At 72.3% G+C, this 24,247-nt stretch carries 29 protein-coding genes; 22 read left to right on the top strand and 7 right to left on the bottom strand.

Features of this window, described 5'->3' with window-relative positions; genetic code table 11:
• Window positions 1-7: 7 nt before the first annotated feature.
• The 19 genes from ACIBK1_RS07405 (at window position 8) to hypE (ending at window position 14,146) form a co-directional block, all read left to right on the top strand.
• Window positions 8-1,048, top strand: coding sequence for a LacI family DNA-binding transcriptional regulator (locus ACIBK1_RS07405; protein ID WP_051762301.1), 1,041 nt, complete (start codon window positions 8-10; stop codon window positions 1,046-1,048).
• Window positions 1,039-2,223 (top strand): sensor histidine kinase, encoded by a 1,185-nt coding sequence (locus ACIBK1_RS07400; RefSeq protein ID WP_396733083.1) that lies wholly within the window; start codon window positions 1,039-1,041, stop codon window positions 2,221-2,223. The genes ACIBK1_RS07405 and ACIBK1_RS07400 overlap by 10 nt, the downstream gene beginning before the upstream one ends.
• Window positions 2,220-2,870 carry a response regulator gene (locus ACIBK1_RS07395; protein WP_030510846.1) on the top strand — a complete coding sequence of 217 codons (651 nt, stop codon included), beginning with the start codon at window positions 2,220-2,222 and terminating at the stop codon, window positions 2,868-2,870. Before ACIBK1_RS07400 ends, ACIBK1_RS07395 begins: the two co-directional genes overlap by 4 nt.
• Before the next feature lie 77 nt (window positions 2,871-2,947).
• Window positions 2,948-3,220 carry a hypothetical protein gene (locus ACIBK1_RS07390; protein WP_030510845.1) on the top strand — a complete coding sequence of 91 codons (273 nt, stop codon included), beginning with the start codon at window positions 2,948-2,950 and terminating at the stop codon, window positions 3,218-3,220.
• Window positions 3,221-3,412: 192 nt separating this feature from the next.
• Window positions 3,413-3,997: a D-sedoheptulose-7-phosphate isomerase gene (locus tag ACIBK1_RS07385; protein WP_231514086.1), complete on the top strand. Its 585-nt coding sequence runs from the start codon at window positions 3,413-3,415 to the stop codon at window positions 3,995-3,997.
• The gene (locus ACIBK1_RS07380; protein WP_030510843.1) at window positions 3,994-4,218 is read left to right on the top strand and encodes a HypC/HybG/HupF family hydrogenase formation chaperone; all 225 of its coding nucleotides are present in this window, start codon (window positions 3,994-3,996) and stop codon (window positions 4,216-4,218) included. The genes ACIBK1_RS07385 and ACIBK1_RS07380 overlap by 4 nt, the downstream gene beginning before the upstream one ends.
• Window positions 4,215-4,880, top strand: coding sequence for a D-sedoheptulose-7-phosphate isomerase (locus ACIBK1_RS07375; RefSeq protein WP_030510842.1), 666 nt, complete (start codon window positions 4,215-4,217; stop codon window positions 4,878-4,880). Before ACIBK1_RS07380 ends, ACIBK1_RS07375 begins: the two co-directional genes overlap by 4 nt.
• Window positions 4,870-5,919, top strand: a complete 1,050-nt coding sequence (locus ACIBK1_RS07370; protein WP_030510841.1) for an NADH-quinone oxidoreductase subunit B family protein — start codon at window positions 4,870-4,872, stop codon at window positions 5,917-5,919. The genes ACIBK1_RS07375 and ACIBK1_RS07370 overlap by 11 nt, the downstream gene beginning before the upstream one ends.
• A gap of 2 nt (window positions 5,920-5,921) precedes the next feature.
• Window positions 5,922-7,697, top strand: a complete 1,776-nt coding sequence (locus tag ACIBK1_RS07365) for a nickel-dependent hydrogenase large subunit (RefSeq protein ID WP_030510840.1) — start codon at window positions 5,922-5,924, stop codon at window positions 7,695-7,697.
• Window positions 7,694-8,188 (top strand): NifU family protein, encoded by a 495-nt coding sequence (locus ACIBK1_RS07360; protein WP_030510839.1) that lies wholly within the window; start codon window positions 7,694-7,696, stop codon window positions 8,186-8,188. The genes ACIBK1_RS07365 and ACIBK1_RS07360 overlap by 4 nt, the downstream gene beginning before the upstream one ends.
• Window positions 8,185-8,805, top strand: coding sequence for a DUF5947 family protein (locus ACIBK1_RS07355; RefSeq protein ID WP_030510838.1), 621 nt, complete (start codon window positions 8,185-8,187; stop codon window positions 8,803-8,805). Before ACIBK1_RS07360 ends, ACIBK1_RS07355 begins: the two co-directional genes overlap by 4 nt.
• Before the next feature lie 2 nt (window positions 8,806-8,807).
• Window positions 8,808-9,443 (top strand): DUF6084 family protein, encoded by a 636-nt coding sequence (locus tag ACIBK1_RS07350; protein WP_051762299.1) that lies wholly within the window; start codon window positions 8,808-8,810, stop codon window positions 9,441-9,443.
• Window positions 9,440-10,720: a hypothetical protein gene (locus ACIBK1_RS07345; protein WP_030510836.1), complete on the top strand. Its 1,281-nt coding sequence runs from the start codon at window positions 9,440-9,442 to the stop codon at window positions 10,718-10,720. Before ACIBK1_RS07350 ends, ACIBK1_RS07345 begins: the two co-directional genes overlap by 4 nt.
• Window positions 10,721-10,728: 8 nt before the next feature.
• Window positions 10,729-11,196 (top strand): hydrogenase maturation protease, encoded by a 468-nt coding sequence (locus ACIBK1_RS07340; protein ID WP_036408247.1) that lies wholly within the window; start codon window positions 10,729-10,731, stop codon window positions 11,194-11,196.
• The gene (locus ACIBK1_RS07335) at window positions 11,190-11,294 is read left to right on the top strand and encodes a DUF6893 family small protein (protein ID WP_373320710.1); all 105 of its coding nucleotides are present in this window, start codon (window positions 11,190-11,192) and stop codon (window positions 11,292-11,294) included. Before ACIBK1_RS07340 ends, ACIBK1_RS07335 begins: the two co-directional genes overlap by 7 nt.
• A 5-nt stretch (window positions 11,295-11,299) precedes the next feature.
• Window positions 11,300-11,707 carry a hydrogenase maturation nickel metallochaperone HypA/HybF gene (locus ACIBK1_RS07330; RefSeq protein WP_030510834.1) on the top strand — a complete coding sequence of 136 codons (408 nt, stop codon included), beginning with the start codon at window positions 11,300-11,302 and terminating at the stop codon, window positions 11,705-11,707.
• Window positions 11,682-11,930: a HypC/HybG/HupF family hydrogenase formation chaperone gene (locus ACIBK1_RS07325; RefSeq protein ID WP_312845790.1), complete on the top strand. Its 249-nt coding sequence runs from the start codon at window positions 11,682-11,684 to the stop codon at window positions 11,928-11,930. The genes ACIBK1_RS07330 and ACIBK1_RS07325 overlap by 26 nt, the downstream gene beginning before the upstream one ends.
• Before the next feature lie 6 nt (window positions 11,931-11,936).
• Window positions 11,937-13,061 carry a hydrogenase formation protein HypD gene (hypD, locus tag ACIBK1_RS07320; RefSeq protein WP_396733074.1) on the top strand — a complete coding sequence of 375 codons (1,125 nt, stop codon included), beginning with the start codon at window positions 11,937-11,939 and terminating at the stop codon, window positions 13,059-13,061.
• A complete protein-coding gene (hypE, locus tag ACIBK1_RS07315) occupies window positions 13,058-14,146 on the top strand; it encodes a hydrogenase expression/formation protein HypE (protein WP_387077530.1) in 1,089 nt (362 codons plus the stop codon). Before hypD ends, hypE begins: the two co-directional genes overlap by 4 nt.
• Here the strand turns inward: hypE and ACIBK1_RS07310 are convergent, their stop codons facing one another.
• On the bottom strand, window positions 14,147-14,866 hold the full coding sequence (locus ACIBK1_RS07310) for an SDR family oxidoreductase (protein ID WP_030510830.1): 720 nt from the start codon (window positions 14,864-14,866) through the stop codon (window positions 14,147-14,149).
• Window positions 14,867-14,989: 123 nt separating this feature from the next.
• On the opposite strand from ACIBK1_RS07310, the gene ACIBK1_RS07305 reads away from it, so the two are divergent.
• Entirely contained in the window at window positions 14,990-15,856 is an 867-nt protein-coding gene (locus ACIBK1_RS07305; RefSeq protein ID WP_396733070.1) for a LysR family transcriptional regulator, read from the top strand.
• Here the strand turns inward: ACIBK1_RS07305 and hypF are convergent.
• The 4 genes from hypF to ACIBK1_RS07285 are packed head-to-tail and all read right to left on the bottom strand — an operon-like array spanning window position 15,742 to window position 21,057.
• Window positions 15,742-18,087 (bottom strand): carbamoyltransferase HypF, encoded by a 2,346-nt coding sequence (gene hypF, locus ACIBK1_RS07300; protein WP_063754688.1) that lies wholly within the window; start codon window positions 18,085-18,087, stop codon window positions 15,742-15,744. The genes ACIBK1_RS07305 and hypF overlap by 115 nt on opposite strands.
• Window positions 18,088-18,116: 29 nt before the next feature.
• Complete coding sequence (locus tag ACIBK1_RS07295; RefSeq protein WP_051762297.1) at window positions 18,117-18,443, bottom strand: STAS domain-containing protein; 327 nt, start codon at window positions 18,441-18,443, stop codon at window positions 18,117-18,119.
• Entirely contained in the window at window positions 18,443-19,462 is a 1,020-nt protein-coding gene (locus ACIBK1_RS07290; protein WP_051762294.1) for a cobalamin B12-binding domain-containing protein, read from the bottom strand. The genes ACIBK1_RS07295 and ACIBK1_RS07290 overlap by 1 nt, the downstream gene beginning before the upstream one ends.
• Complete coding sequence (locus tag ACIBK1_RS07285) at window positions 19,456-21,057, bottom strand: PP2C family protein-serine/threonine phosphatase (protein WP_051762292.1); 1,602 nt, start codon at window positions 21,055-21,057, stop codon at window positions 19,456-19,458. The genes ACIBK1_RS07290 and ACIBK1_RS07285 overlap by 7 nt, the downstream gene beginning before the upstream one ends.
• Before the next feature lie 146 nt (window positions 21,058-21,203).
• On the opposite strand from ACIBK1_RS07285, the gene ACIBK1_RS07280 reads away from it, so the two are divergent.
• On the top strand, window positions 21,204-22,163 hold the full coding sequence (locus ACIBK1_RS07280; protein WP_239105321.1) for a sulfite exporter TauE/SafE family protein: 960 nt from the start codon (window positions 21,204-21,206) through the stop codon (window positions 22,161-22,163).
• Here the strand turns inward: ACIBK1_RS07280 and ACIBK1_RS07275 are convergent.
• Complete coding sequence (locus ACIBK1_RS07275) at window positions 22,145-22,858, bottom strand: dienelactone hydrolase family protein (protein ID WP_396733066.1); 714 nt, start codon at window positions 22,856-22,858, stop codon at window positions 22,145-22,147. The genes ACIBK1_RS07280 and ACIBK1_RS07275 overlap by 19 nt on opposite strands.
• Before the next feature lie 59 nt (window positions 22,859-22,917).
• Window positions 22,918-23,883 carry an LLM class F420-dependent oxidoreductase gene (locus ACIBK1_RS07270; RefSeq protein ID WP_030510822.1) on the bottom strand — a complete coding sequence of 322 codons (966 nt, stop codon included), beginning with the start codon at window positions 23,881-23,883 and terminating at the stop codon, window positions 22,918-22,920.
• Window positions 23,884-24,079: 196 nt separating this feature from the next.
• On the opposite strand from ACIBK1_RS07270, the gene ACIBK1_RS07265 reads away from it, so the two are divergent.
• Entirely contained in the window at window positions 24,080-24,244 is a 165-nt protein-coding gene (locus ACIBK1_RS07265; protein ID WP_156081127.1) for a hypothetical protein, read from the top strand.
• The last annotated feature ends 3 nt before the right edge of the window (window positions 24,245-24,247 follow it).

The raw sequence follows: 24,247 nt of genomic DNA, 5'->3' as shown, positions 1-24,247 counted from the left end.
TGTCGCCGTGACCTCGACCGACCAGGCCCTCGACGGGGAGATCCCGCCTCAGAGGCTGACCGTGGCCGAGATCGCCCACCTGGCGGGAGTGTCCGCGCCGACCGTGTCGCGGGTGCTCAACGGGCATGCGGGAGTCGCCCTGGCCACCCGGCAACGGGTGGAGGCGGTGCTGCGGGAGCACGGATACCGGCGCCGCGACAGCGAGCCCGCGGCGATCATCGAGCTCGTCTTCCACGCCCTGGAGAGCCTGTGGGCGCTGGAGATCATCCAGGGCGTCGAGCAGGTCGCCAGGGAGCATGAGCTGGCCGTGGTGCTGACCGAGATGCAGGGCCGGCTCACCCCTGGCAGGGCGTGGACCGAGCAGGTGCTCGCCCGCCGTCCCACCGGCGTCGTGGCGGTCTTCTCCGAGCTCACGGTGCAGCAGCAGTCGCAGCTCGCCACCCGCTCGATCCCTCTCGTCGTGCTCGACCCGACCGGCGAGCCGCTGCACGAGACCCCGTCGGTCGGCGCGACCAACTGGAGCGGCGGGATGGCCGCGACCCGCCACCTGCTCGACCTCGGCCACCGCCGCATCGCGATGTTGAGCGGGCCGACGCAGTGGCCGTGCTGCCGGGCGCGGCTCGACGGTTACCGCGCCGCGATGGACGCGGCGGGCGTGCCCGTGGACCCCGAGCTCGTGCGGGTCAGCACCCTCTATGTGGAGGGCGGCCTGCGTGACGGGGCCGAACTGCTGCGCCTGCCCGATCCCCCGACCGCCGTCTTCTGCGCCAACGATCTGCAGGCGCTCGGCGTGTACGAGGCCGCCAGGCGGGCCGGGGCGCGCATCCCCGAGGATCTGAGCGTGGTCGGGTTCGACGACCTGTCGTTCACCCAGTGGGCCGGGCCGCCCATCACGACCGTACGGCAGCCGCTCGTGCAGATGGGGGCCGCCGCCGCGCGGATGGTCCTGGCCCTCGCGCAGGGCGAGCGGCTCGAACAGCACCGGGTCGAGCTCGCCACCGCCCTCGTCGTGCGGGAGAGCACCGCACCGCCACGCGGATGCGTGTAGGGGGATGGGCGGCCGACGCCGGACTCGGTGTGATCTTCGCCGCGGTGCTGGCCTTCTGGGCCTATCGGATCGCCGATAGCTGGGGCGGCGGCTACTGGGGGTTCGACTGCGCCGCCGGCGCCGTGGTGTGTGTGATCGCCCTGGCACGCCGGTTCGACCCGGCCCGGGCGGCCGCGGCCGGTCTGGCCGTCGCCGCGACCGCCGCCCTGGCCGCCAGGTTCGCCGATCTGCCCAGCGAGCCCGGTCCGGGGATGGCCCTCGGCCTGGCGGTGCTGGTCGGCACGGCGGTCAGGGCGCTGCCCGTCGTCACGGCCTGCGGCGTGGCGGCCGGTGGGCTGGCCGTGGCCACCGGCAGCCTGCTGACGGCGCACACGCTCGCCGCCGGAGTGCCCTCGGTCACCGCGATGAACGTCCTGGTCTGGGCCGCCGCCGTCGTGGCCGGGCTGTTCCCGCGGCTGCTCGACGCCCGCAGGCGGGCCGTCGCCGAGGGGGTGCGCCGCGCGGAACGGCTGCGCCTCGCCCGCGAGCTGCACGACGTCGTCGCCCACCACGTCACCGGCATCGTGGTGCAGGCCCAGGCCGCCCGGCTGGTCGCGCACAAGAGCCCCGGCAAGGCGGGCGACGCGCTGGCCGAGATCGAGGCCGCAGGGTCGGACGCGCTGGCCGCGATGCGCCGCGTCGTCGGCCTGCTGCGCGACCCGGACGAGCCCGCCGCCCGCGCGCCCGGCGGGCCGGGCGGCCTGGGCGGGCTGGACGAGCTGGACGAGCTGGACGAGCTGGTCGGGCGCTTCGAGGCGGGCGGCCGTGCGGTGCGCCTGCGGCTGCCGGACGAGGAGGAGACGGCGACGTGGCCGCCCGAGGTGGCCGGCACGGTCTACCGGGTCGTGCAGGAGTCGCTGACCAACATCTCCCGCCATGCTCCGCACGCCCGCTCGGTCACGGTCAGCGTGGAACGGGACCGTGAGACGCTCACCGTCGAGGTCGCCGACGACTCGCCGCGGGGCCCCTCGCGGCACCACCAGCGCGGCGGGTACGGCCTGATCGGGATGCGCGAGCGGGTCGAGGCGCTCGGCGGCACGCTGCGCGCCGGGCCGCGTCCCGGGTCCGGCTGGTCCGTGCGCGCCACCCTGCCCGTGCCCCGGGCGAAGGCGCTGCCGGAGCGGGCACGCCGATGACGATCAGGGTGTTGGTGGCCGACGACCAGGCGATGGTCCGCGGCGGCCTGCGGCTGATCCTGGAGGACCAGCCCGACTTCGAGGTGGTCGCGGAGGCGGCCGACGGCGCCGAGGCCGTGGAGGCGGCCCGGCGGCTGCGTCCCGACGTGTGCCTGGTGGACGTGCGCATGCCGCGGCTCGACGGCATCGAGGTCACCCGCGCCCTGGCCGGGCCCGGCGTGCCCGACCCGCTGCGGGTGGTCGTGGTCACCACGTTCGACCTGGACGAGTACGTCTACGGCGCGTTGCGGGCGGGCGCGACCGGCTTCGTCCTGAAGGACTGCGGCCCCGCCCTGCTCGTGGAGGCCGTACGGGCCGCCCACCAGGGGGACGCCCTGGTCTCCCCTTCGGTCACCCTGCGGCTGCTGCGTCACCTGACGGCTCGGCTGCCGGCCCCCGGCAGGGCGGACCATCCGCTCTCCAACCGGGAGTTGGAAGTCGTCAGGGCCGTCGCCCGGGGCCGTACGAACCAGGAGATCGCGGCCGAGCTGTTCATCTCGCTGAGCACGGTCAAGAGCCATGTGGCCGGCATCCAGGCCAAGCTCGGCCTGCGCAACCGGGTCGAGGTCGCGGCCTGGGCCTGGGAGAACCGCATCACAGGCTCCTAATCCTCCTACTTTGTCGTGTTTTGTCCGGTTTGACCTGGGCAGAAGGCAGGCAGCCGAAACACAAGGAGGGTGGCAGCATGGCCGTCAGCGGCATCATCTCCGCCATAATCATCGGACTCATCATCGGCGCTCTCGGCCGGCTGGTCGTTCCCGGGCGCCAGGCCATCCCGATCTGGCTCACCATGATCATCGGTATCATCGCCGCCCTCATCGGCTCGGCGATCGCCCGGGGCGTGGGAGTCGCCAACACCCCGGGGGTCGACTGGATCGAGCTGATCATCCAGGTGGCCCTCGCCGCCGTCGGCGTCATGGCCGCCGTGGCGTTGTACCGCCGCAAGAGCGTCGGTTAGTTCCTCGCTCCGCCGATGGCCCTGGCACGAACGGGGCCATCGGCGTGCCCGGACTGTCATGGTCTTTGCGAAATCACCGACATCTATTGATTCCCCCCGTCACGGCGCGGCGTACGGTCGTTAACCAGGGGCTTAACGATCCGGGGGAAGTGGTCCGCGATGGACCAGGCGGTCCTTGCACGTGTTCCTGAGGTGTTCGCTCGCCGTGTGGGGCCGGCGCTCGGCCTTGCCGACGAGGCCGACGTGGTGGCCAGGGCCTGCCACGCCATGGCGACGCGCTTCCACGGCGGCGGCAGGCTCATCGTCTTCGGCAACGGCGAGGCCGCCACCGACGCCCAGCACATCTCGGTGGAGTTCGTCCACCCGGTGATCGTGGGCAAACGGGCGCTGCCGTCGTTCTCCCTCACGAGCGACGTGGCGACGATCACCGGGGTGGCCGCGACGGCGGGCCTGGAGGAGGTCTTCGCCCACCAGCTTCGCCGTCTCGCCGCGCCGCAGGACATCGCGCTGGGCGTCTCTTCCGACGGCGGCTGCGTGAACGTGCTCAGAGGCCTGGAGACGGCGCACCGGCTCGGCCTGCTCACGCTGGCGCTGACCGGCGGCGACGACGGTGGCCCGATCGGGCGCAGCCCGGCCGTCGACCACGTCCTGATCGCGCGCTCCGCCGACCCCCGCGTGGTCAAGGAGGTGCACGTCACCACCTACCACATCCTCTGGGAGCTGGTGCACGTCTTCTGCGAGCAGCCCGGCGTGCTGGATCCACGGGTCATCCCATGAACTGCCACGACGAGACGTGTGTCACCTGCTCGGACCAGGCGGTCGCGGTGACCGTCGTACGGCTCCTGGAGCGGGACCTCGCCCTCGTCGACACCGGCCGGGGCCGGGAGGTGGTCAGCGTCGCCCTGGTGGAGGCCGAGCCCGGCGCCACCGTCCTGGTCCACGCCAAGGAGGCCATCGCGGTCGTGAGGGAGATGAGCGTGAGGGAGATGAGACAGTGAGCGACATCGAGGCGCTGTACCCCTTCCTCTACTCGGGGTCCTCGGACCTCGACGCGGTGATGACCTCCGTACGCCAGTCGACGGTGGAGAAGGTCGACGAGATCGTCACCCTGCGCAGGACGGTGCTGGAGCGCGACGGGGACCGGATCGCCGCCTGCGCCGCGGCGATGGCGAAGGCGTTCGCGGCGGGGGCCCGGCTGTTCGCCTTCGGCAACGGAGGCAGCTCGACCGACGCCCAGGACGTGGCCACGCTCTTCATGAACCCCGGCGGCACGGCACGTCCGTTGCCGGCGTTCGCCCTCACGGCCGACATCGCGGTCGTGACGGCGCTGGCCAACGACATCGGCTTCGAGGTGGTCTTCGCCCGGCAGCTCGCCGCGTCCGCCTTCGCGGGGGACATCGCACTGGGCCTGTCGACCAGCGGGAACTCCCGCAACCTCATCGCTGCGTTCGAGGAGGCCGAGCGGCGCGGCATGCTCACGGTCGGGCTGGCCGGCTACGGCGGCGGCCAGATGGCCGAGCTCGGCACCATCGACCACCTGTTCGTGGTGCCCTCGGCCTCGGTCCACCGGATCCAGGAGGCCCAGACGACCGTCTACCACGCGCTCTGGGAGCTCACCCAGCAAGCCCTGGCGAAGGCCGGTGACAACGATGACGGCTGACGGAGAGAACGAGCCCGTCGTCCACATCCTGTGGATAAACGCCGGGCTGAGCTGCGACGGCGACTCGGTCGCGCTCACGGCCGCGACGCAGCCGAGCATCGAGGAGATCGTGCTCGGCGCGCTGCCCGGCCTGCCCAAGGTCGCGGTCCACTGGCCGCTGATCGACTTCGAGTGCGGCCCGATGCAGGGCGCCGACACCTTCATCGAGTGGTACTTCAAGGCCGATCGGGGTGAGCTCGACCCGTTCGTGCTGGTCATCGAGGGATCGATCCCGAACGAGTCGATCAAACGCGAGGGCTACTGGTGCGGGTTCGGCAACAACCCCGACACCGGCCAGCCGATGACGACCAGTGAGTGGCTCGACCGCCTCGCGCCCAAGGCGACCGCCGTGCTCGCCGCCGGCACCTGCGCGACGTACGGCGGCATCCACGCGATGGCGGGCAACCCGACCGGGGCGATGGGCGTGGCCGACTACCTGGGCTGGGACTGGCGGTCGAAGGCCGGGCTGCCCATCGTCAACGTGCCCGGCTGCCCGATCCAGCCCGACAACCTGTCGGAGACGATCCTCTATCTGCTCTACCAGCTCGCCGGGCAGGCGCCGATGATCCCGCTGGACAACGCGCTGCGCCCCACCTGGCTGTTCGGCCAGACCGTGCACGAGGGCTGCGACCGGGCGGGCTACTACGAGCAGGGCCAGTTCGCCACCGAGTACGGCTCGCCGAAGTGCCTGGTGAAGATCGGCTGCTGGGGGCCGGTCGTCAAGTGCAACGTGCCCAAGCGCGGCTGGATCAACGGCATCGGCGGCTGCCCCAACGTGGGCGGCATCTGCATCGCGTGCACGATGCCCGGCTTCCCCGACAAGTTCATGCCGTTCATGGACGAGCCGCCCGGCGCCCGCGTCTCCTCCACCGCGAGCACGGCGTACGGCACGGTGATCCGGGCGCTGCGCGGCATCACGTCCAAAACGCTCGACAAAGAGCCGAAGTGGCGCAAGAAGGGCCGCGAGCTGCTCACCGGTTACAAGGCCTCCTGGAGTTAGCGATGACCCTGGAACGCGAACTGGTCGAGATGGCCTGGGACCCGATCACCAGGATCGTCGGGAGTCTCGGCATCTACGCGAAGGTCGACTTCGCCAACCGCGAGGTCGCCGAGTGCTACAGCACCTCGTCGGTGTTCCGCGGCTACAGCATCTTCATGAAGGGCAAGGACCCGCGCGACGCCCACTTCATCACCAGCCGCATCTGCGGAATCTGCGGAGACAACCACGCGACCTGCTCGGTGTACGCCCAGAACATGGCGTACGGCGTGCGCCCCCCGCACATCGGCGAGTGGATGATCAATCTCGGCGAGGCGGCCGAGTACATGTTCGACCACAACATCTTCCAGGAGAACCTGGTCGGGGTCGACTACTGCGAGAAGATGGTCCGCGAGACCAACCCGGGCGTGCTGGCGCAGGCCGAGCGCACCGAGGCTCCGCACGCGGCCGACCACGGTTACCGCACGATCGCGGACATCATGCGCTCGCTGAACCCGCTGGAGGGCGGGTTCTACCGCGAGGCGCTCGCGATGAGCCGCACCACCAGGGAGATGTTCTGCCTGATGGAGGGCAGGCACGTGCACCCCTCCACGCTCTACCCCGGCGGAGTGGGGACGGCGGCGACCGTGCAGGTGTTCACCGACTACCTCACCCGGCTGATGCGGTACGTCGAGTTCATGAAGCGGGTCGTCCCGATGCACGACGACCTGTTCGACTTCGTCTACGACGCGATGCCCGGCTACGAGCAGGTGGGCCGGCGGCGGGTGATGCTCGGCTGCTGGGGCAGCTTCCAGGACCCCGAGCACTGCGACTTCGACTACCGGACCATGAACGACTGGGGCCGCAGGATGTTCGTCACCCCGGGCATCGTGGTGGACGGAAAGCTCGTCACCAACGACCTGGTGGACATCAACCTCGGCATCCGCATCCTGCTCGGCAGCTCCTACTACGACGACTGGGCCGACCAGGAGCCGTTCGTCACCGAGGACCCGCTGGGCAATCCGGTGGACATCCGTCATCCGTGGAACCAGCACACGATCCCGCATCCGCAGAAGCGGGACTTCGCCGGCAAGTACAGCTGGGTGATGTCGCCGCGCTGGTTCGACGGGCGGGACCTGCTCGCGCTCGACACCGGCGGCGGCCCGCTCGCCCGCCTGTGGGTCACCGCCTTGTCGGGCCTGGTGGACATCGGCTACGTCAGGTCCACCGGCCACAGCGTGGAGATCAACCTGCCGAGGACGGCGACCCGGCCCGAAAAGACGTTCGAGTGGCGCATCCCGCGGCGGAACGGCGAACTGCTGTCCAACGCCGTCGAGCGCAACCGGGCCAGGACGTACTTCCAGGCGTACGCCGCCGCGTGCGCGCTGCACTTCGCGGAGCAGGCGCTGGGCGAGGTCCGCCAGGGGCACACCCAGTCCTGGTCGCCGTTCACCGTGCCCGACGAGGCGGTCTCCTGCGGCTTCACCGAGGCCGTGCGCGGCGTCCTGTCCCACCACATGGTGATCAGGGACGGAAAGATCGCCAACTATCACCCGTATCCGCCGACGCCGTGGAACGCCAGCGTGCGTGACTTCAACGGCACGCCGGGGCCGTACGAGGACGCGGTGCAGAACACGCCGATCTTCGAGGAGAACCCGCCGGAGAGCTTCAAGGGCATCGACATCATGCGCACGGTCCGCAGCTTCGACCCGTGCCTGCCCTGCGGCGTCCACATGTACCTCGGCCGGGGCAGGCAGCTGCGCGTGGTGCACAGCCCGCACGCGTTCACGGGGACGCCATGACCCACGACGTCGCCGCCACCGGTGAGCGGATCGAGCGGCTCATCGCGGAGCTGACCGGCGAAGGAGCCCGGGCCAGGGCCGAGGAGCTCGTGCGGGAGATCGTCGGCCTGTACGGCGCGGGCCTCGAACGGGTCATGGCGATCGTCACCGAGGCAGAGGTGGCCGGCGCGCTGCGCGGTCTGGTGGAGGACCCGCTGGTCTCCGGCCTGCTCGTGCTGCACGACCTGCACCCGCTCACCACCGCGGAGCGGGTGCGGGCCGCGCTCGACGGCCACCCTCATGGTCACGGGGCCGAGCTGCTGAGCGTGGAAGGCGGGGTCGTACGGCTGCGCCTGGAAGAGGCCTGCGGCTGCCCCTCGTCACGGAAAGCCGTCACCGAGTCGATCGAGCAGGCCATCGCCCGGGTGGCCCCCGAGGTGACGCGGGTCGACGTCGAGAGCGCCGTCAGGGATGCCACGCCGCTGCTGCAGATCGGCAGGCGCCCGTCATGAGCACCGGCCTGCGCCGCTTCCGCGACCCGGCCCGGGCCGAGCCGGCCGAGGCGGCCGAGCGGTGCGAGCTGTGCGCCGAACTCCTGGACGGGGAGCACGGGCATGTCGTCGACCTGGAGACCCGCGCGTTGATGTGCGCCTGCCGAGGCTGCCGCCTGCTGTTCGTGCGGCCGGGCCAGGGACGCTATCGCGCCGTGCCCGACCGCTTCCGCTACGCGCCGTCCTTCCGGATCTCCCCCGCCGACTGGGACGATCTGGGCATCCCCGTGCGTACGGCGTTCTTCTTCCGCAACTCCTCGCTCGGCCGCACCGTGGCCTTCTACCCCAGCCCGGCCGGGGCGACCGAGTCGCTGCTCCCGCTCGCCACCTGGGAGCGGGTGATCGCGGCCAACCCGGCGCTGGCGGACACCGAGCCCGACGTCGAGGCCCTGCTGGTGGACCGGGCTCCCGACGGGTCGTTCTCCTGCCATCTCGTGCCGATCGACGCCTGCTACCGGCTCGTCGGCCTCGTGCGGCTGCATTGGAAGGGCTTCGGCGGCGGAAGGGAGGCGTGGGAGGCCATCGACGGCTTCTTCGCCGCCCTGCGTCGGCGGGCCCGCGTTCTGAAGGAGGTTTGACCTTGGACGATGGTCTCCGCTTCGACTGCCTGGACGCCCGGCCCGAGCCGTACGCGGCCTCGCCCACGCTCGTCTTCCGCCTGCGCGTCGTCGACCCCTCCCCCGAGGGCGTCCACGCCATCGCGCTGCGCTGCCAGATCAGGATCGAGCCGCGTCGCAGGCCGTACGGGCCGCAGGAGGCGGCGCTGCTGGCGGACCTGTTCGGCGCGCCGGCCCGATGGGGTGACACGCTCCAGCCGGTGCAGTTCGCCATGGCGCAGACGATGGTGCCCGCCTTCACCGCGAGCACGGAGATCGCCCTGCCCGTGCCGTGCGGCTACGACCTGGAGGTGGCCGCGGGCCGATATTTCGCCTCACTGGACGACGGCGAGATCCCGCTGCTCCTGCTGTTCAGCGGGACCGTGCTGGCCCGCTCCGGCGGCGGGGTGAGCATGCGGCAGATCCCCTGGCACTGCGAGACCCGCCACCGTCTGCCGGTCGCGGTGTGGCGCGAGACGATCGACACCGCCTTCCCCGGCTCCGGGTGGCTTCGGCTGCGCCGCGACACCGTGCGCGAGGTCCTCCGCTTCAAGTCCGAACGGGTCCTCGCGACCGTCGACGATGCCATCGAGCTGCTCATGAAGGAGGCCGGCCGGTGACCGCGCCGATGGAGGCCGCCCGCCGCGTCGCGGACGCCGTGCTGTACGAGGGCTACCTGCTCTACCCCTATCGCGCCTCCGCCGCCAAGAACCGCATGCGCTGGCAGTTCGGCGTGCTCGTGCCGCCCAACTACCCCGGCGAGCCGTCGGGCAGCGTGACCGAGTGCCTGCTGGAGGCCCCCGGGGAGGACGCCACACTCGACCTGCGCCTGCGGTTCCTGCACGTCAGGGGCAGGACGGTCGAGCGGGAGGAGGACGACGGCTACTGGCCCGTGCCGAAGCTGACCGTCGGCGGCCGCGATTACCTCAGCTTCGACGAGGCCACCGAGCGGGAGGCCCGCACCACGCTGTCCCTGGCACACGTGACGGCCGGGCGGCGCACGATCGAGGTCCGGGTGCCGGGCGACCGCGTCTTCGAGAACATCGCCGGCCCCGGCGGCGAGCGGACCGGCCGGATCGTCTGCGAGCACCAGCCGCTCGACGCGGAGCTGCGGATCTCCGCGGAACGGCTGCCCGGGCCGTACGGGCTGGTTCGGTTGCGGATCGAGGTGGAGAACACGGCCCACTGGGAGCGGGCGGACGCGCCGCGCGAGGAGGCCCTGCGCCGCTCACTGGTCGCCGCCCACCTGCTGATCGGGGTGAGCGGTGCGGCCTTCGTCTCGCTGCTCGACCCGCCGATGTGGGCCGAGGCGGCGGCGCGGCAGTGCCGCAACGAGAACACCTGGCCGGTGCTGGTGGGCGAGGCCGGCCGCCGCGACGTCGTGCTGTCCTCACCGATCATCCTGTACGACCACCCGGCCATCGCCCCGGAAAGCCCCGGCGACCTGTTCGACTCCACCGAGATCGACGAACTGCTCACGCTGCGCACGCTGACCCTGACCGAGGAGGAGAAGCGGGAGGCCCGGATCACCGACCCGCGCGCCGCCGAGATCCTCGAACGGGCCGCCGACCTGCCGCCGGAACTGCTCGAACGCCTCCACGGCGCCATCCGTCATCTGGAGGTCCCCGCCAGGACGACGTCGGAGGACGACGCCGTGACCGTGGCCGGGGTGCGGATCGCCAAGGGCAGCCGGGTGCGGCTGCGGCCGGGCCACCGTCGTGCCGACGCGCACGACATGTTCCTGGCCGGGCGGATCGCCCTGGTCGAGGCGGTGTTCCTCGACGTGGACGGGGTGCGCCACCTGGCCGTCACGCTGGAGGACGACCCCGGCTCCGACCTGCAGCGCGAGCAGGGACGGTTCCTCTACTTCGCGCCGGACGAGGTGGAACCCGCATGAGAACCGGCATGAGAACCCTGGTGGCCGGCGTGGGCAACGTCTTCCTCGGCGACGACGGATTCGGCGTGGCGGTGGCCCGCCGCCTCGCCGCCACCGGGGTGCCCGACGGGGTGGAGGTCGGCGACTTCGGCATCCGCGGCATCCATCTCGCCTACGAGCTGACCTCGGGATACGACCTCACGATCCTCGTCGACGCGATCCCGGCGGGACGGGCTCCCGGCACGCTCAGCGTCCTGGAGCCTGCCTCGCCGGAAGCGGCGCCGGCCTTCGTGGACGCGCACGCGATGACTCCCGAGGCGGTGCTCACCCTGGCCTCCGGCCTCGATCGCCCGCGGGGCGACCGGGTCCTGCTGGTCGGCTGCGAACCGGCCGACGTGACGCCGGGGATGGACCTGAGCCCGCCGGTCGCGGCGGCCGTTCCCGAGGCCGCCGGCCTCGTGCTCGAACTGATCGCAGAGGAGGGACGGCGATGTTGAAACGCGTGGTCTTCGTGCTGCTGGCGGCCGGGGTGGCCGCGCTGGTCCTCCAGTCGTTGCCCGATATCCGGCGCTATCTGCGGATCAGAAGGATGTGACCCCGATGCACGAGTTCGGGATCGCCGAAGCCGTGGTCGACGCCGTGGAGCGTCGGGCCGGCGGCAGGCGGGTGCGCCGGGCCCGGGTGCGGGCGGGCGCGCTGCTGCGCATCGCCCCACAGGCCCTCGACCAGGCCTTCTGCCTGGCCTCCGCCGGCACGGTCGCCGAGGGCGCGACGCTCGACCTGGTCATCGAGCCCGTACGGCTCATCTGCCGGGGCTGCGGGCACTCGGCCCTGTGCGCCGACCCGCTCACGATCTGCGGCCTGTGCGGCGGGATCGACGTCGACAGCGAGGGCGGGGACAGCCTCGTCCTCGAATCCATCCAGCTCTACCCCGACACCACCGCGGAGGTGTCCTATGTGCCTGGGCATTCCGGGCGAGATCGTGGAGATCCCGCCCGGCCAGACTGACCTCGCCAGGGTCGACGTGAGCGGGGTCCGGCGGGTGGTCAACATCGGCCTGCTGGACGGCCAGCCCCTGCGGCCCGGCGACTGGGTCCTGATCCACGTCGGCTTCGCGCTGTCGAAGATCGACGAGGCCGAGGCCAGGGCCGCGCTGGAGTTCCTGGAAGGCATCGGCCAGGCGTACGAGGACGAGCTGGCGGCGCTGCGCGACTCGTCCATAGAGAGGTGAGCGGCGGTGCGTTTCGTCGACGAGTACCGCGATGCGGACAAGGCGCGGGCGCTGTCCGCCAGGATCGCGAGCCTGTGCGAACCGGGCCGGGCCTACAAGTTCATGGAGGTGTGCGGCGGCCACACCCACACCATCTACAAGCACGGGCTGGAGGACTACCTGCCCGAGACGATCACGCTGGTGCACGGCCCCGGATGTCCGGTCTGCGTGATCCCGATGGGCCGCGTGGACGACGCGATCCACATCGCCGAACGGCCGGGCGTGATCATGACGTCGTTCGGGGACATGATGCGGGTGCCGGGCGGGCGGGGGTCGTTCTTCGACTCCACGGCCCAGGGCGCCGACATCCGCATGGTCTACTCGCCGCTGGACGCCCTGAAGATCGCCCGCCGCGAGCCGGACCGCCACGTGGTCTTCATGGCCATCGGGTTCGAGACCACCGCGCCGTCGACCGCCATGACCGTGCTGCGGGCGGCGGCCGAGGGCGTGCGGAACTTCTCGGTCTTCTGCAACCACGTGACGATCATTCCCGCGATCAAGGCGATCCTGGACTCGCCCGACCTGCGTCTCGACGGCTTCGTCGGTCCCGGTCACGTCTCCACGATCATCGGCTGCCGGCCGTACGAGTTCATCGCCCGCGACTACGGCAAGCCGCTGGTCGTGGCGGGTTTCGAGCCGCTGGACATCCTCCAGTCGGTCTACATGCTGCTGCTCCAGCTCGCCGAGGGCCGGTCGGAGGTCGAGAACCAGTACGCCCGCGTCGTGCCGTGGGCGGGCAACGTCAAGGCCCTGCGGGCCGTCAACGAGGTGATGGAGCTGCGGCCCTACTTCGAGTGGCGCGGCCTGGGCTTCATCTCCCACTCGGCTCTGCGCATGCGGGAGAAGTACGCGGCGTACGACGCGGAGCGGCTGTTCGACATCCCCGGCAACCGGGTGGCCGACCCCAAGGCCTGCCAGTGCGGCGAGGTCCTCAAGGGCGTGCTCAAGCCGTGGGAGTGCAAGGTGTTCGGCACGGCCTGCACGCCGGAGACGCCGATCGGCACCTGCATGGTGTCGTCCGAGGGCGCCTGCGCGGCCTACTACAACTTCGGCCGCTTCTCGCGGCAGCGGGTGAGGGAGGCGACCCGGTGACCGGCATTGGGACCAGCCGTGAGGAACAGGTCCTCGAACGCATCGACCGCGCCCGGCAGCGGAAGGCCCGCGTACGCGAGGAGCACATCACGATGGCCCACGGCGCCGGCGGCAAGGCGACCCAGACCCTGATCGAGGCGGTGTTCCTCGACGCGTTCCGCAACCCGCTGCTCGAACCGCTGGAGGACGGCGCGGTGTTCTGCGCGGGCGGCGCGCGGCTCGCGTTCACGACCGACTCCTACGTGGTCTCCCCGCTGTTCTTCCCCGGCGGCGACATCGGCGACCTCGCCGTCAACGGCACCGTGAACGACCTGGCGGTGTGCGGGGCGCGGCCGCTGTACCTGTCGGCCGGCTTCGTCCTCGAGGAGGGTTTCCCGGTCGAGGACCTGCGGCGGATCAGCGCGTCGATGGCGCGGGCCGCCGCGGCGGCGGAGGTGTCGATCGTGACCGGGGACACCAAGGTGGTGCAGCGCGGCAAGGCCGACGGCTGCTACGTCACCACGGCCGGCGTGGGACTGCTGGAGGGGGACACCCGCCTCGGCGTCGCACACGCCCGGCCCGGCGACGCCGTCCTCGTGTCCGGCCCGGTCGGCGAGCACGGTGTCACGATCATGCTGGCCCGCGGGGAGCTCGACATCGAGGCCGACGTGACGTCGGACACCGCCCCGCTCAACGGCCTGATCGCCGCCCTCCGGGCCGCCGCCGGCGAAGGAGTGCGGTGCCTGCGGGACGCGACCCGGGGCGGCGTCGCGACGATACTCAACGAGATCGCCCGCGCCTCCGGCGTCGCCGTCGTGGTCGAGGAGGACGCGGTGCCCGTACGGCCGGCCGTACGCGGGGCCTGTGAGCTGCTGGGCATCGACCCGCTCTACGTGGCCTGCGAGGGCCGGGTGGTCGCGGTCGTGGACGGGGACGCGGCCGGATCCGCGCTCGCCGCGCTGCGGAGCCATCCGCTCGGCGAAGGCGCCGCGGTCGTCGGCCGCGTCCGGGACGATCCCCCGGGGCTGGTGCTGCTGAAGACCGCCTTCGGCGGCACCCGGATCGTCGACGTGCTGGTCGGCGACCCGCTGCCCCGCATTTGCTAGCTACACGAGGACGTTGCCGCCGTCCACGGTGAGGACGGTTCCGGTGGCGAACGGCTCCGTCATCAGGAACACATAGGCACGAGCGATGTCCTCGACCTCGCCGATCCGCCCTGCCGGGATCGCGGCGCCGATCTCGGCATACATCCGCTCGCGCTCCTCTTCCCCCATCGCGGACCACAGCGGGGACCGTACGAAACCGGGCGACACGACGTTCACCCTGATGGGCGCGAGCTCGACGGCCAGCGCCTTGGTCAGCGCCTCCATGGCGCCGCAGATGCTCGCCGCGACCGCCCAGCCCGGGCCCGGCCGGTCCTTGGCGATGCCGGTGGTGAGGGTGATCGAACCGTCCTTGCGCAAATACGGCAGAGCCGCGCGGACCGCCCCCAGTGCGCCGAAGTAGCGCAGCGCGAAGAAGTCGCCCGCCGCCGCCAGGTCGAGCGTGTCCATCGGCATCATCGTCAGCGGCTCACCGGCCGTGTAGACGAGGTGGGTGAACTCGCCGAGATCCTCGAAGAGCCGGCCCACGGCCCGGGCGTCGGTGAGGTCGGCGACGCGGCCGTCGCAGCCGCCGGGCAGGCGGGTCAGCGCGTGCTCGACGCTGGCCTGCCGGCTGGAGACGACCGTGACCACGGCGCCCTGGCGCGCGGCCGACTCCGCGGTGGCCAGTCCGATGCCCGACGTGCCGCCGAGCACGACGACGCGGTGCCCCTGCAGATCCATGGCTCGTCCTTTTCGTTAGGGGATCTCAACCCCTTCAGGATGCGCCCGCCCCATCGCCGCCGTCCAAGACCCTCTGCCACGCCTGTAATACCCTGAGGGCATCAGAGGCGAGAGGATGCGCTGGTGGACGTCGATCTGCGGAAGCTGCGATATTTCGTCGCGGTGGCCGAGGGGCTGCATTTCGGCCGGGCGGCCGAGGCGCTGCACATCGCGCAGCCCGTGCTTTCGCGCCAGATCCGAGCACTCGAGGAAGAGCTGAAGGTCCAGCTCTTCGTACGCGACAGGCGGGCCACCGAGCTCACCTCCGCGGGCGAGCAACTGCTCGCCGACGCCCGCCCGCTGCTGGCCTCGGCCGAGGCGCTGCGCCGGCGCGTCAGCCGCGCCGCACGCGGCACGGACACCTTCACCGTGGGATTCATGCCCGGGCTGATCGTCACTCCGGCGGTCCGGGCGCTGCGCGAACGTCACCCCGGGCTGACGGTGGAGGTGGTGCGCACCACCTGGGACGACCAGGCCGAGGTCATCCACGACGGGCGGGTGGACATCGGCTACGTGCGCCTGCCGATCGACCGGCGCGGGCTGCGCGTCCGGCCGCTGATGGACGAGCCGCGCGTCGCCGTGCTGCCCGCCGGCCACCGTCTGGCCGGCAAGGAAATGATCGGCATCGCCGACCTCGCCGGCGAGCACCTCCTCCAGAATCCCGACGCCGTGCCCGAATGGCGCGACGTCGCCACCGAGCTGCGGGGGCCGGGACCGCGTCGCCCCGCGCCGGTCTTCCACGCCGTGGAGGAGAAGCTCGAACACGTCGCCGCCGGTCACGGCGTCGTCATCCTGCCGCTGTCGGCGGCGGCCTTCTACACCCGGCCGGACGTCACCTACGTCCCGGTCTCCGACATCCCGCCGAACCAGGTGTGCCTGGCCTGGGACAGTTCTCGCCGCACCCCCCTGATCGGCGAGTTCGCCGCCATCGCGGCGGCGACGGCGGCCTGACCGAGGCTGACGCCGCCGTCGTTCGGAGGGACGCGGTGGTGGGTGAGCACCGTGAAACCGCGCTCCTCCAGCAGGGTCACGGCCCGGCCGAGCAGCAGCAGGTTCTGGAACACGCCGCCGGACAACGCGACCGTGGACAGGCCGCAGGCCTTCCTGACCAGGGTGCAGCCGTCGGCGACGACGCGGGCCACGGCGTTGTGGAACCGCGCGGCGACGACGTCGCGCGGCACGCCGGCCCGCAGGTCGTCGGCGACCGCGCGGACCAGCTCCACACCCGGCACGGCGAACCGCGTGCCCGCGGAAACGAGCCCGCAGGGATAGGCGTCGTCCACCGCGGGGTCGGCGAGCTGCTCGAACTCGACCGCGGCCTGGCCCTCGTAGGTGATCGCGTCGCGGACCCCCGCGACCGCCGCCACCGCGTCGAACAGGCGGCCCATGCTGGAGGTGAGGGGCGCGTTCACGCCCCGGCGGACCAGCGCGACGACGGCCGCCCACTGCCCGGCGTTGCGCCGCACGACGTCCAGGTCCTCGGGGACGTCCCCGTCGTAGGCGAGATCGAGGTAGGCGGCCGCCATGCGCCAGGGCTGCCGGATCGCGGTCGCGCCCCCGGGCATCGGCACCGGAGCCAGGTGGCCCGCCCGTTCGAAGCCGGCCAGGTCGGCGACGAGGAACTCGCCGCCCCACAAGGTGCCGTCCGAGCCGTAGCCGAGCCCGTCGAAGGCCACCCCTGCGACCGGCCCTGCGACGCCGTTGTCGGCCAGGCAGGAGGCGATGTGGGCGTGGTGGTGCTGCACCCCGACGAGGTCCGCGTCCTGGTCGAGGGCCCACTTGGTGGACAGGTAGTCGGGGTGCAGGTCGTGGGCGACCACCTCGGGCGTGATGTCGAACAGCCGCCGGAAATGATCGACGCCCTCGGTGAACGACCGCAGGGTCTCGTAGTTCTCCAGGTCGCCGATGTGGTGGGAGACGAACGCGCGGTCATCCTTGACCAGGCAGAACGTGTGCTTCAGCTCGGCGCCGCAGGCGAGCACGGGCCGGCGGGCCGCCCGGGCGAGCGGCAGCGGGTGCGGCACGTACCCCCGCGACCGCCTGATCGGCAGGTCACGGCCCCGGAATACCCGTACGACCGAGTCGTCCGTACGGATGTGAATGGGGCGGTCATGGGTCAGGAAGGCGTCGGCGATGCCGCCGAGCCGTTCCAGGGCGTCCTCGTCCCGGTAGGCGATCGGCTCGTCGGACACGTTTCCGCTGGTCAGCACGATGGGCTGGCCCAGCGCCCGGAGCAGCAGGTGGTGCAGCGGGGTGTAGGGCAGCAGCACCCCCAGCCACCGGTTGCCCGGCGCGACGGACGGCGCGACAGACGCGTCCGGCAGGCGCCGCAGCAGCACGACGGGGCGGGCGGGACCGGTCAGCAGGCGCTCCTCGGCCCGATCCACCACGCACAGCCGCCGCGCCGCGGCCACGTCGCCGGCCATCACCGCGAAGGGCTTGTCCTCGCGGTGCTTGCGCGACCGCAGCGCGGCCACCGCGGGTTCGTCCGCCGCGAGCGCCGCCAGGTGGTAGCCGCCGAGTCCCTTGACCGCCAGCACGCCGCCCTCCCGGAGGAGCCGTACGGCCGGCTCCAGCGGGTCGCCTGCCGCACCTGAGCCCCCGGGACCGTGGAACCGCAGGCTGGGCCCGCAGGCGGGGCAGCACACGGGCTGGGCGTGGAAGCGCCGGTCGCCGGGGTCGTGGTATTCCCCCGCGCAGTCCGCGCACATCCGGAAGCCCGCCATCGTGGTGTTGGCCCGGTCGTAGGGCACGTCGCGGACGATGGTGAAGCGTGGGCCGCAGCCGGTGCAGTTGGTGAAGGCGTAGCCGCACCTGCGGTCGGCCGGGTCGGTCAGGTCGCGCAGGCAGGCGTCGCAGGTCGCCACGTCGGGCGAGACGAGCGCGTGCCGGTCCCCACCGGCAGCGCTCGGCGCGATCGCGAAGGTCCTGCGGCCGGTGACGGGCGCCGGGCCCGTCGTGATCCGCTCGATGACCGCCAGCGGCGGCGGGTCGCCGGTCAGCGCGGCCAGGAACTCCTCGACCGGCGCGCTGCCACCCTCGACCTCGATGAAGACCCCGCGCTCGTCGTTGCCGACCAGCCCGGCGAGGCCGAGCCGCGTGGCGAGGCCGTACACGAAGGGCCGGAAGCCGACCCCCTGCACGATCCCCTCGATCCGGACGGCGACGGCACGCCTGCTCACCCGCCCATTGTCTCAGCCGGGCAGGAGACTCAGCCGGGCAGGTCGAGCACGTCGTCGAGGGCGACGACCTTGAGCAGATGGCGCAGGTAGGGGGTGAGGGCGACGATCCGGAAGGCCGTCCCGCGCTCCTCCGCCTCGCTGTAGGCGTTCATCACGACCGCCATTCCCGACGAGTCGATGAACGTCAGCCCCGCCAGGTCGAGTTCGAGCACGTCGACGCCTTCCGCGAGCCTCTTCGCCACCTCCGCGGACGCGTCGTCCGCCGTGGTGAAGTCGAGCTCACCGGCCATCACCAGGCGCGCGGCACCGGGCTCGGGAGTGAGCGACTCGACCCGGAACGGCGACGTGTCCTGCATCAGACCCTCGTCTCGGTTCGTTGACTCGCACAGCACGTCTGTGCCACGGCGAGGCCCTCGTTCAGCATCACGCGGGCGTCGGGGCAGTCTGTCAGTACATCATGGAAAACACGCAGTCCGAGCACGACGGACTCCGCGGGCAGCTTCCTGGCCGCCGGCACCTGGCAGGCCCAGGTGACGAAGTCGGTGAACAGCGCGGTGTCGTGGACGTACGTCGCGGCGATCAGGAAGTCGGCCATGTGACCGAGATCCTCGGCGCTGTGCTCCCCGAGCCTGTCGACGACGCGGGACAGCAGTTCGGCGCGGTGCCGGGTCAGGTACACGTACTCCTCGCCGCCGAGATGAGCCGCGGCGGCGCCTGGGCCGTCGTCGGCGGCGGGGAAGGACGGCAGCCCGGCGGCGAGCCGGTCGGCCGCCGCGTCGGCGGTGGGAGCCCACGCGTCCGCGCCGAGCAGGCAGGCATAGCGGCCGTCGGCGCCGAACCCGGCCCCACCGGCCAGCACGGGAATGCCGGCGGCCTGGCAGGCCGCGATGGTGGCGTGCGCGCGGGCCAGCCGGGTCGGCATCGTGCAGCCGAGCGCGACCACGTCGGGCCCGGTCTGGTGCAGGTGCGTGATCAGGTGCGGGCCGGGCACGCTGGCCCCCAGGAAGTCGATCCGCCATCCCCGCAGGCGCAGCACCTCGGCCATGATGCGGGTGGGCAGGGCGTGATACTCGCCGTCGGCGCAGGCCACGGCCACCAGGCCGCGGGTCGCCGCGGGCCGGACGTGCCCGCTGACGGCGGCCACGACGCGCTCGCTGACCGCGGTCGCCGCGTGCTCGCGCGCCACCGGCCACTCGTTCGACGCCCACAGCTCGCCCACCCGGAGCTGGCCGCGGGCGACGATCCGCAGCAGCACGTCCTCGGCGGGCACGCCCTCGTCGATCAGGCCCAGGACCAGGTCGACCGCGCCGTGCTCGTCGGCCCGGCCGATCAGGTCCAGGTAGCGCCCGGCGGCGGCCTCCATAGTCATCACCATGACGTCTCCGTCCGTGCCGTCCCCGCGCGTACGGCGAGCAGGGCGCGGTCGTCCCGCCCGCCGCCCGGATCGGCGCCCGGACCGGCGCCCAGCCAATCGGTGCTGAGCTGCTCCAGCCGCTCCACCAGGGCCTCGACGGGCATTCCCACGCAGGTGGCGAGCGCCTCCTTCAGCCGTTCCTCGCCGAACATCTCCCGCCCGGTCGGGCCGCCGAACGCCTCGGTGATGCCGTCGCTGTACAGCAGGCACACCTCGCCGGGCGCCAGGTCGAGCGTGACGGGCCGCAGGGTGATCTTCTTCAACGCGCCGAGGAGGGAACCCCGGGCGGCGACCTCCTCCACCGTGCCGTCCCCGCGCAGGACCAGCGGCGGCGGGTGCCCGGCCACGGCCAGGTCCACCAGCACGTGATCGCCGGGTGCGGTCCGCAGCGCGGCCAGGATCATCGTCACGTAGGAGTTCGGCGACGGAGAGGCGAGCAGCGACCGGTTCAGCAGTTCGAGCAGCCGGTCGGTGCGGCTTTCCAGCAGCAGCAGCGTGCGCAGGCTGTGACGGACCTGACCGGCCAGGACCGCCGCGCGGGCGCCCTTGCCGCAGACGTCGCCGAGAATGATCAGCGGCGGCCGCTCCACGATCCCGGCGTCGGGAGCCTTGTCGGGCAGGTAGACGTCGTAGAAGTCGCCGCCGATGGCGCCCGCCTGCTGCGAGGCCCGCAGCCGGCCGGCCAGCCGCATGCCCTCGATCTCCGGCATGTCGGGCGGCAGCAGGTCGCCGGTCAGGATGGCGTTGATCGCGCTCTGCTCCCGGAACAGGGAGGCCGCGGAGATCGCGGCGCCGGCCCGGACAGCGAGGTCGCGCGCCATCCTCTGGTCGTCGTCGCCGAACGGCGACCGCCCGGCGCGGCGGGCGAGCACGATCGCCCCGGCGGGCACGCCGTTGCCGGGCAGCGGGAGCACCAGCAGGTGGCCCGCCGGGCCGAACCCCTCCGGCAGCAGCCAATCCGGCGCGCCGCCCGGGTCCTGCTGTCCGGCGGCGCCGTGCCGCAGGCCCGCGAGCGCGTCGATCAGGCCGGGCACCTCCGCCGCCGTGACGGCCGGCAGGGTGCCCTCCTCCGGGCCGTACCGGCCGGAGACGGCGCGCACCCACTCGATCCTGCGGCGGACGGTGGCCGGCAGCAGCACGATCGCCGCGTCGCACAGGAAGTCGGCGGCCAGCTCCGTCGCGGCCCTGGCACACCGGCGCGGGTTGAGCGAGGCGGACAGGCGGCGGCCGGCCTCCAGGAGGAACTCGGTCCGCGGCGCCGCGTTCAGGTCCGTGAGATACCAGGCGAGCCGGCAATCGCCGACCGCCTCGGTGCGAATCCGGATCGCCCGGCCGCCGTGGGTCATGATCCGGCCTTCGGGGGCGGGCGGGACGGAGTCGAGCGGCGCGGGCGCGGGCAGGCCCGGCTCGACCCCCGGCACCAGGCGGACCGCCGCCGCGTTGGCCAGCGTCACGACGCCGTCCGCGTCGCACACCACTATGCCCTCGCCGCTGCCTTCGAGCAGCGCCGCCAGGAGGTCGGGAGCCGGCCGTACCGCCCTGTGCGTTCCCGTCATGGCCGCATCCCCCGGTCCCTGTTCGTTACCCCACAGTACCTTCACCCCGATATCGGCAGGACGAGGGCGGGTGGCGCCGGAACAGCCCGGGGGTTCACCACGAGAGGGGGTATCCATAATTCCGATGGGTTAGGTAGGGTTAGTGGGTGCATTTCGACTACACCATGGCGATCGGCTCGTTCCTGGTCGCCGTCGTCGTCGGCCTGACCGGGATGGGCGGCGGCGCCCTGATGACGCCCATGCTCGTGACGTTCTTCGGCGTGCCGCCCCTCGCCGCCGTCTCCAGCGACCTCGTCGCCGCCGCCGTCATGAAACCGGTGGGCAGCCTCGTGCACCTACGCCGGGGGACGGTCAACCTGCGGCTCGTCGCCTGGCTGTGCGCGGGCTCGGTGCCCGCGGCGTTCTGCGGAGTGCTCATCGCCCGCGCGCTGGGCCGGGGCGAGGCCGTGCAGGAGGTGATCCAGAAGGGTCTCGGCATCGCCCTGCTCATCGCGGCGGGGGGCCTGGCCGTACGGGGTTACCTCGCGATGCGCGACCGCGCCGAGGGCCGCACCCCGGAGACCGGCCGCCGCACCGCCGCCCCCGGCGAACCGGCCTCGACCGAGATGCCCTCCGTCACCGTACGGCCGCTGCCGACCGCGCTGGTGGGGGCCGTCGGCGGGCTGGTGGTCGGCATCACCTCGGTCGGCTCCGGATCCCTGATCATCGTGGCCCTGCTCGCGCTCTACCCCGCGTTGAAGGCCAACCAGCTCGTCGGGACCGACCTGGTCCAGGCCGTGCCGCTCGTCATGTCGGCCGCGCTCGGGCACCTGCTGTTCGGCGAGTTCACGCTGTCGGTCACGGTCGCGCTGCTGGTGGGCTCCGTCCCCGGCGTCTACCTCGGCTCTCGGATCTCCTCGCGCGCCCCCGGCGGGCTGATCCGCCGCGTCCTGGCGTTCGTGCTGCTCGCCTCGGCGCTGAAGATGTTCGGCTTCGGCAACGCCCCGACCGTCTGGGTGCTGGTCGCCGTGCTGCTCCTCGCGCCGGCCTTCTGGATGGTCCTGCGCGTGCGGTGCGGCCTGCCCGCGCTCCCCTGGCGGCGGGAGGCTCAGACCGCCGGGAGGTGACGGCGCAGGAAGTCCATGGCCAGCCCCCACGCCGTACGGCCCGCCTCCGGGTTGTGGAACATCGGCGCGAAGAAGTTGTGGAAGGCGTGGCCGGCGTCCTCCTGCACGTGGACCTCCACGTTCGGCCGTCCGGCCGCCGCCTCCTCCACGACCGCCACCCTGTCGCGGGGGATGTAGGGGTCCCGGCCGCCGAAGTGGAACTGGATCGGGCCGCGGATGCCGTCCAGGAGCTGGGGCGCGTCCGGCACGTCCGCGCCGTAGAAGGACACCACGGCCGACAGGCCGCTCCCACCGGCGCCGGCGGCGACCGCGTAGGCCAGCGAGCCGCCGAGGCAGAAGCCGAGCGCGCCGGTTCCGCCCGTCACCTCGGGCCGCGCCGCGAGGGCGGCCAGCGCGGCGGCGCAGTCGTCCGCGGCCTTCTCGGCGTCCAGGTTCGCCGACAGCTCCAGCGAGGCGCGCAGCCCCTCCTCGTCGTGGGCGGCGGCCCAGCCGGGCCGCAGGCGCCAGAACAGGTCCGGCACGCCGACGACGTAACCGAGCCCGGCGAGGTCGGCGGCGACCGCCCTGATGTAGTCGCTCACGCCCCAGATCTCCGGGATCAGCAGAAGCCCCGGGCCGCTCCCCCGCTCCGGGATCCACAGGCGCAGGTCGAAGCCACCGTCCGTGACCGTCACCGTCTGCGTGCGCTCGGGCATCGTTCCTCCCATGGCGAGCTGACGGCGATCATCTCACGCCTATGGATCGCGCGACACGCCTATAGATCGCGCAGCGCGGGGAGGAGCTCCTTCTCGGACCACTCGAAGAACTCCCGCTGGCGTTCCCGTCCGACCTGCACGAGCGCGAGATGGGTGAAGCCCGCCTCGGTGTACTGCCGCACGGCCTCGACCACGGCGCCGGCGTCCGCGCCGCAGGGCACCTTCTCGGCCACGTCCTCCGGCCGTACGGTCTCGGTCGCGGCGGCGAAGTTGACCGGCGCGGGCAGCTCCGACATGACCTTCCAACCGGCCACCGACCAGCGCCACATGCGGTGCGCCCGCTCGACCGCGGCGTCCTTGTCGGGGTCGTAGCAGACGGCCAGCTGGCCGTAGACGGGCTTGCCCTCGCCTCCGGACGCGGCGAACTTCTCCACCAGCGAGCCGTCCGGGTCGGTCGCCACGAGGCCGTCGCCGAGCTCGGCCGCGATGTCCGCCGACTGCTCGCCGGACGCGGCGACCGCGATGGGGACCGGCCGCTCGGGCAGGTCGAACAGCCGGGCCGAGTCGATGTCGAAGTACTCGCCGCGGTAGTTGCGGTAACCGCCCTGGAAGAGCTCCTTGATGACCTCGATGGCCTCGCGGAACATGTCGTGCCGGGTGTTGACCGGCGGCCAGCCGTGCCCCACCACGTGCTCGTTCAGGTTCTCGCCCGCGCCCACGCCGAGGGTGAACCGGCCGTCGCTGAGCACTCCCATCGTGGCCGCCTTCTGCGCCACCACCGCCGGGTGGTAGCGCATGATCGGGCACGTCACGTACGTCATCAGCGGCAGCCGTTCGGTGGCCTGCGCCACCGCGCCCAGCACCGACCAGGCGTACGGGGAGTGGCCCATCTCCTCCAGCCACGGGAAGTAGTGGTCGGAGATGACGGCGTAGTCGAAACCGGTCCGTTCGGCCGCGACCGCGTCCGCCACCAGCTCCTTCGCGGGCGTCTGCTCGCACATAAGGGTGAAACCGATCTCTGCCATACGGCCACCCCTACCCACGTCCGTACCGGTCAGACGGCGCGGTGGCACTCCGGCACCGGGTGGCCCTCGTCGAACGGGATCGGGCGAAATCCGGCCACGTGACCGTCGAAATTCACTTGACCAGTTACGCTCCTTTGTCGTACCTTTGTAACTGCCTAAGAAAATTAAGACAGTTACAAAGGCGAGCTGGACGGTAATGATGTTCTACGACTACTCCCTGGCCACCGAGCGCGTCACCGAGTTGCACCGCGAGGCCGACAACGCCCGCGTCGCCAGCCGTCTGGTCTCGGCCAGGCGCTGGTCACGCCTCGCGTCCTGGGCCCAGCGTCAGGCCCGGAGGGCGAGCCGCGACCTGGGCTGACGG

Source organism: Microbispora rosea, assembly GCF_044460045.1.
GTDB classification, from domain to species: Bacteria; Actinomycetota; Actinomycetes; order Streptosporangiales; family Streptosporangiaceae; genus Microbispora; species Microbispora rosea.
Note: the sequence above shows the minus strand (reverse complement) of the source record. Positions and strands in the feature narration are given on the sequence as shown.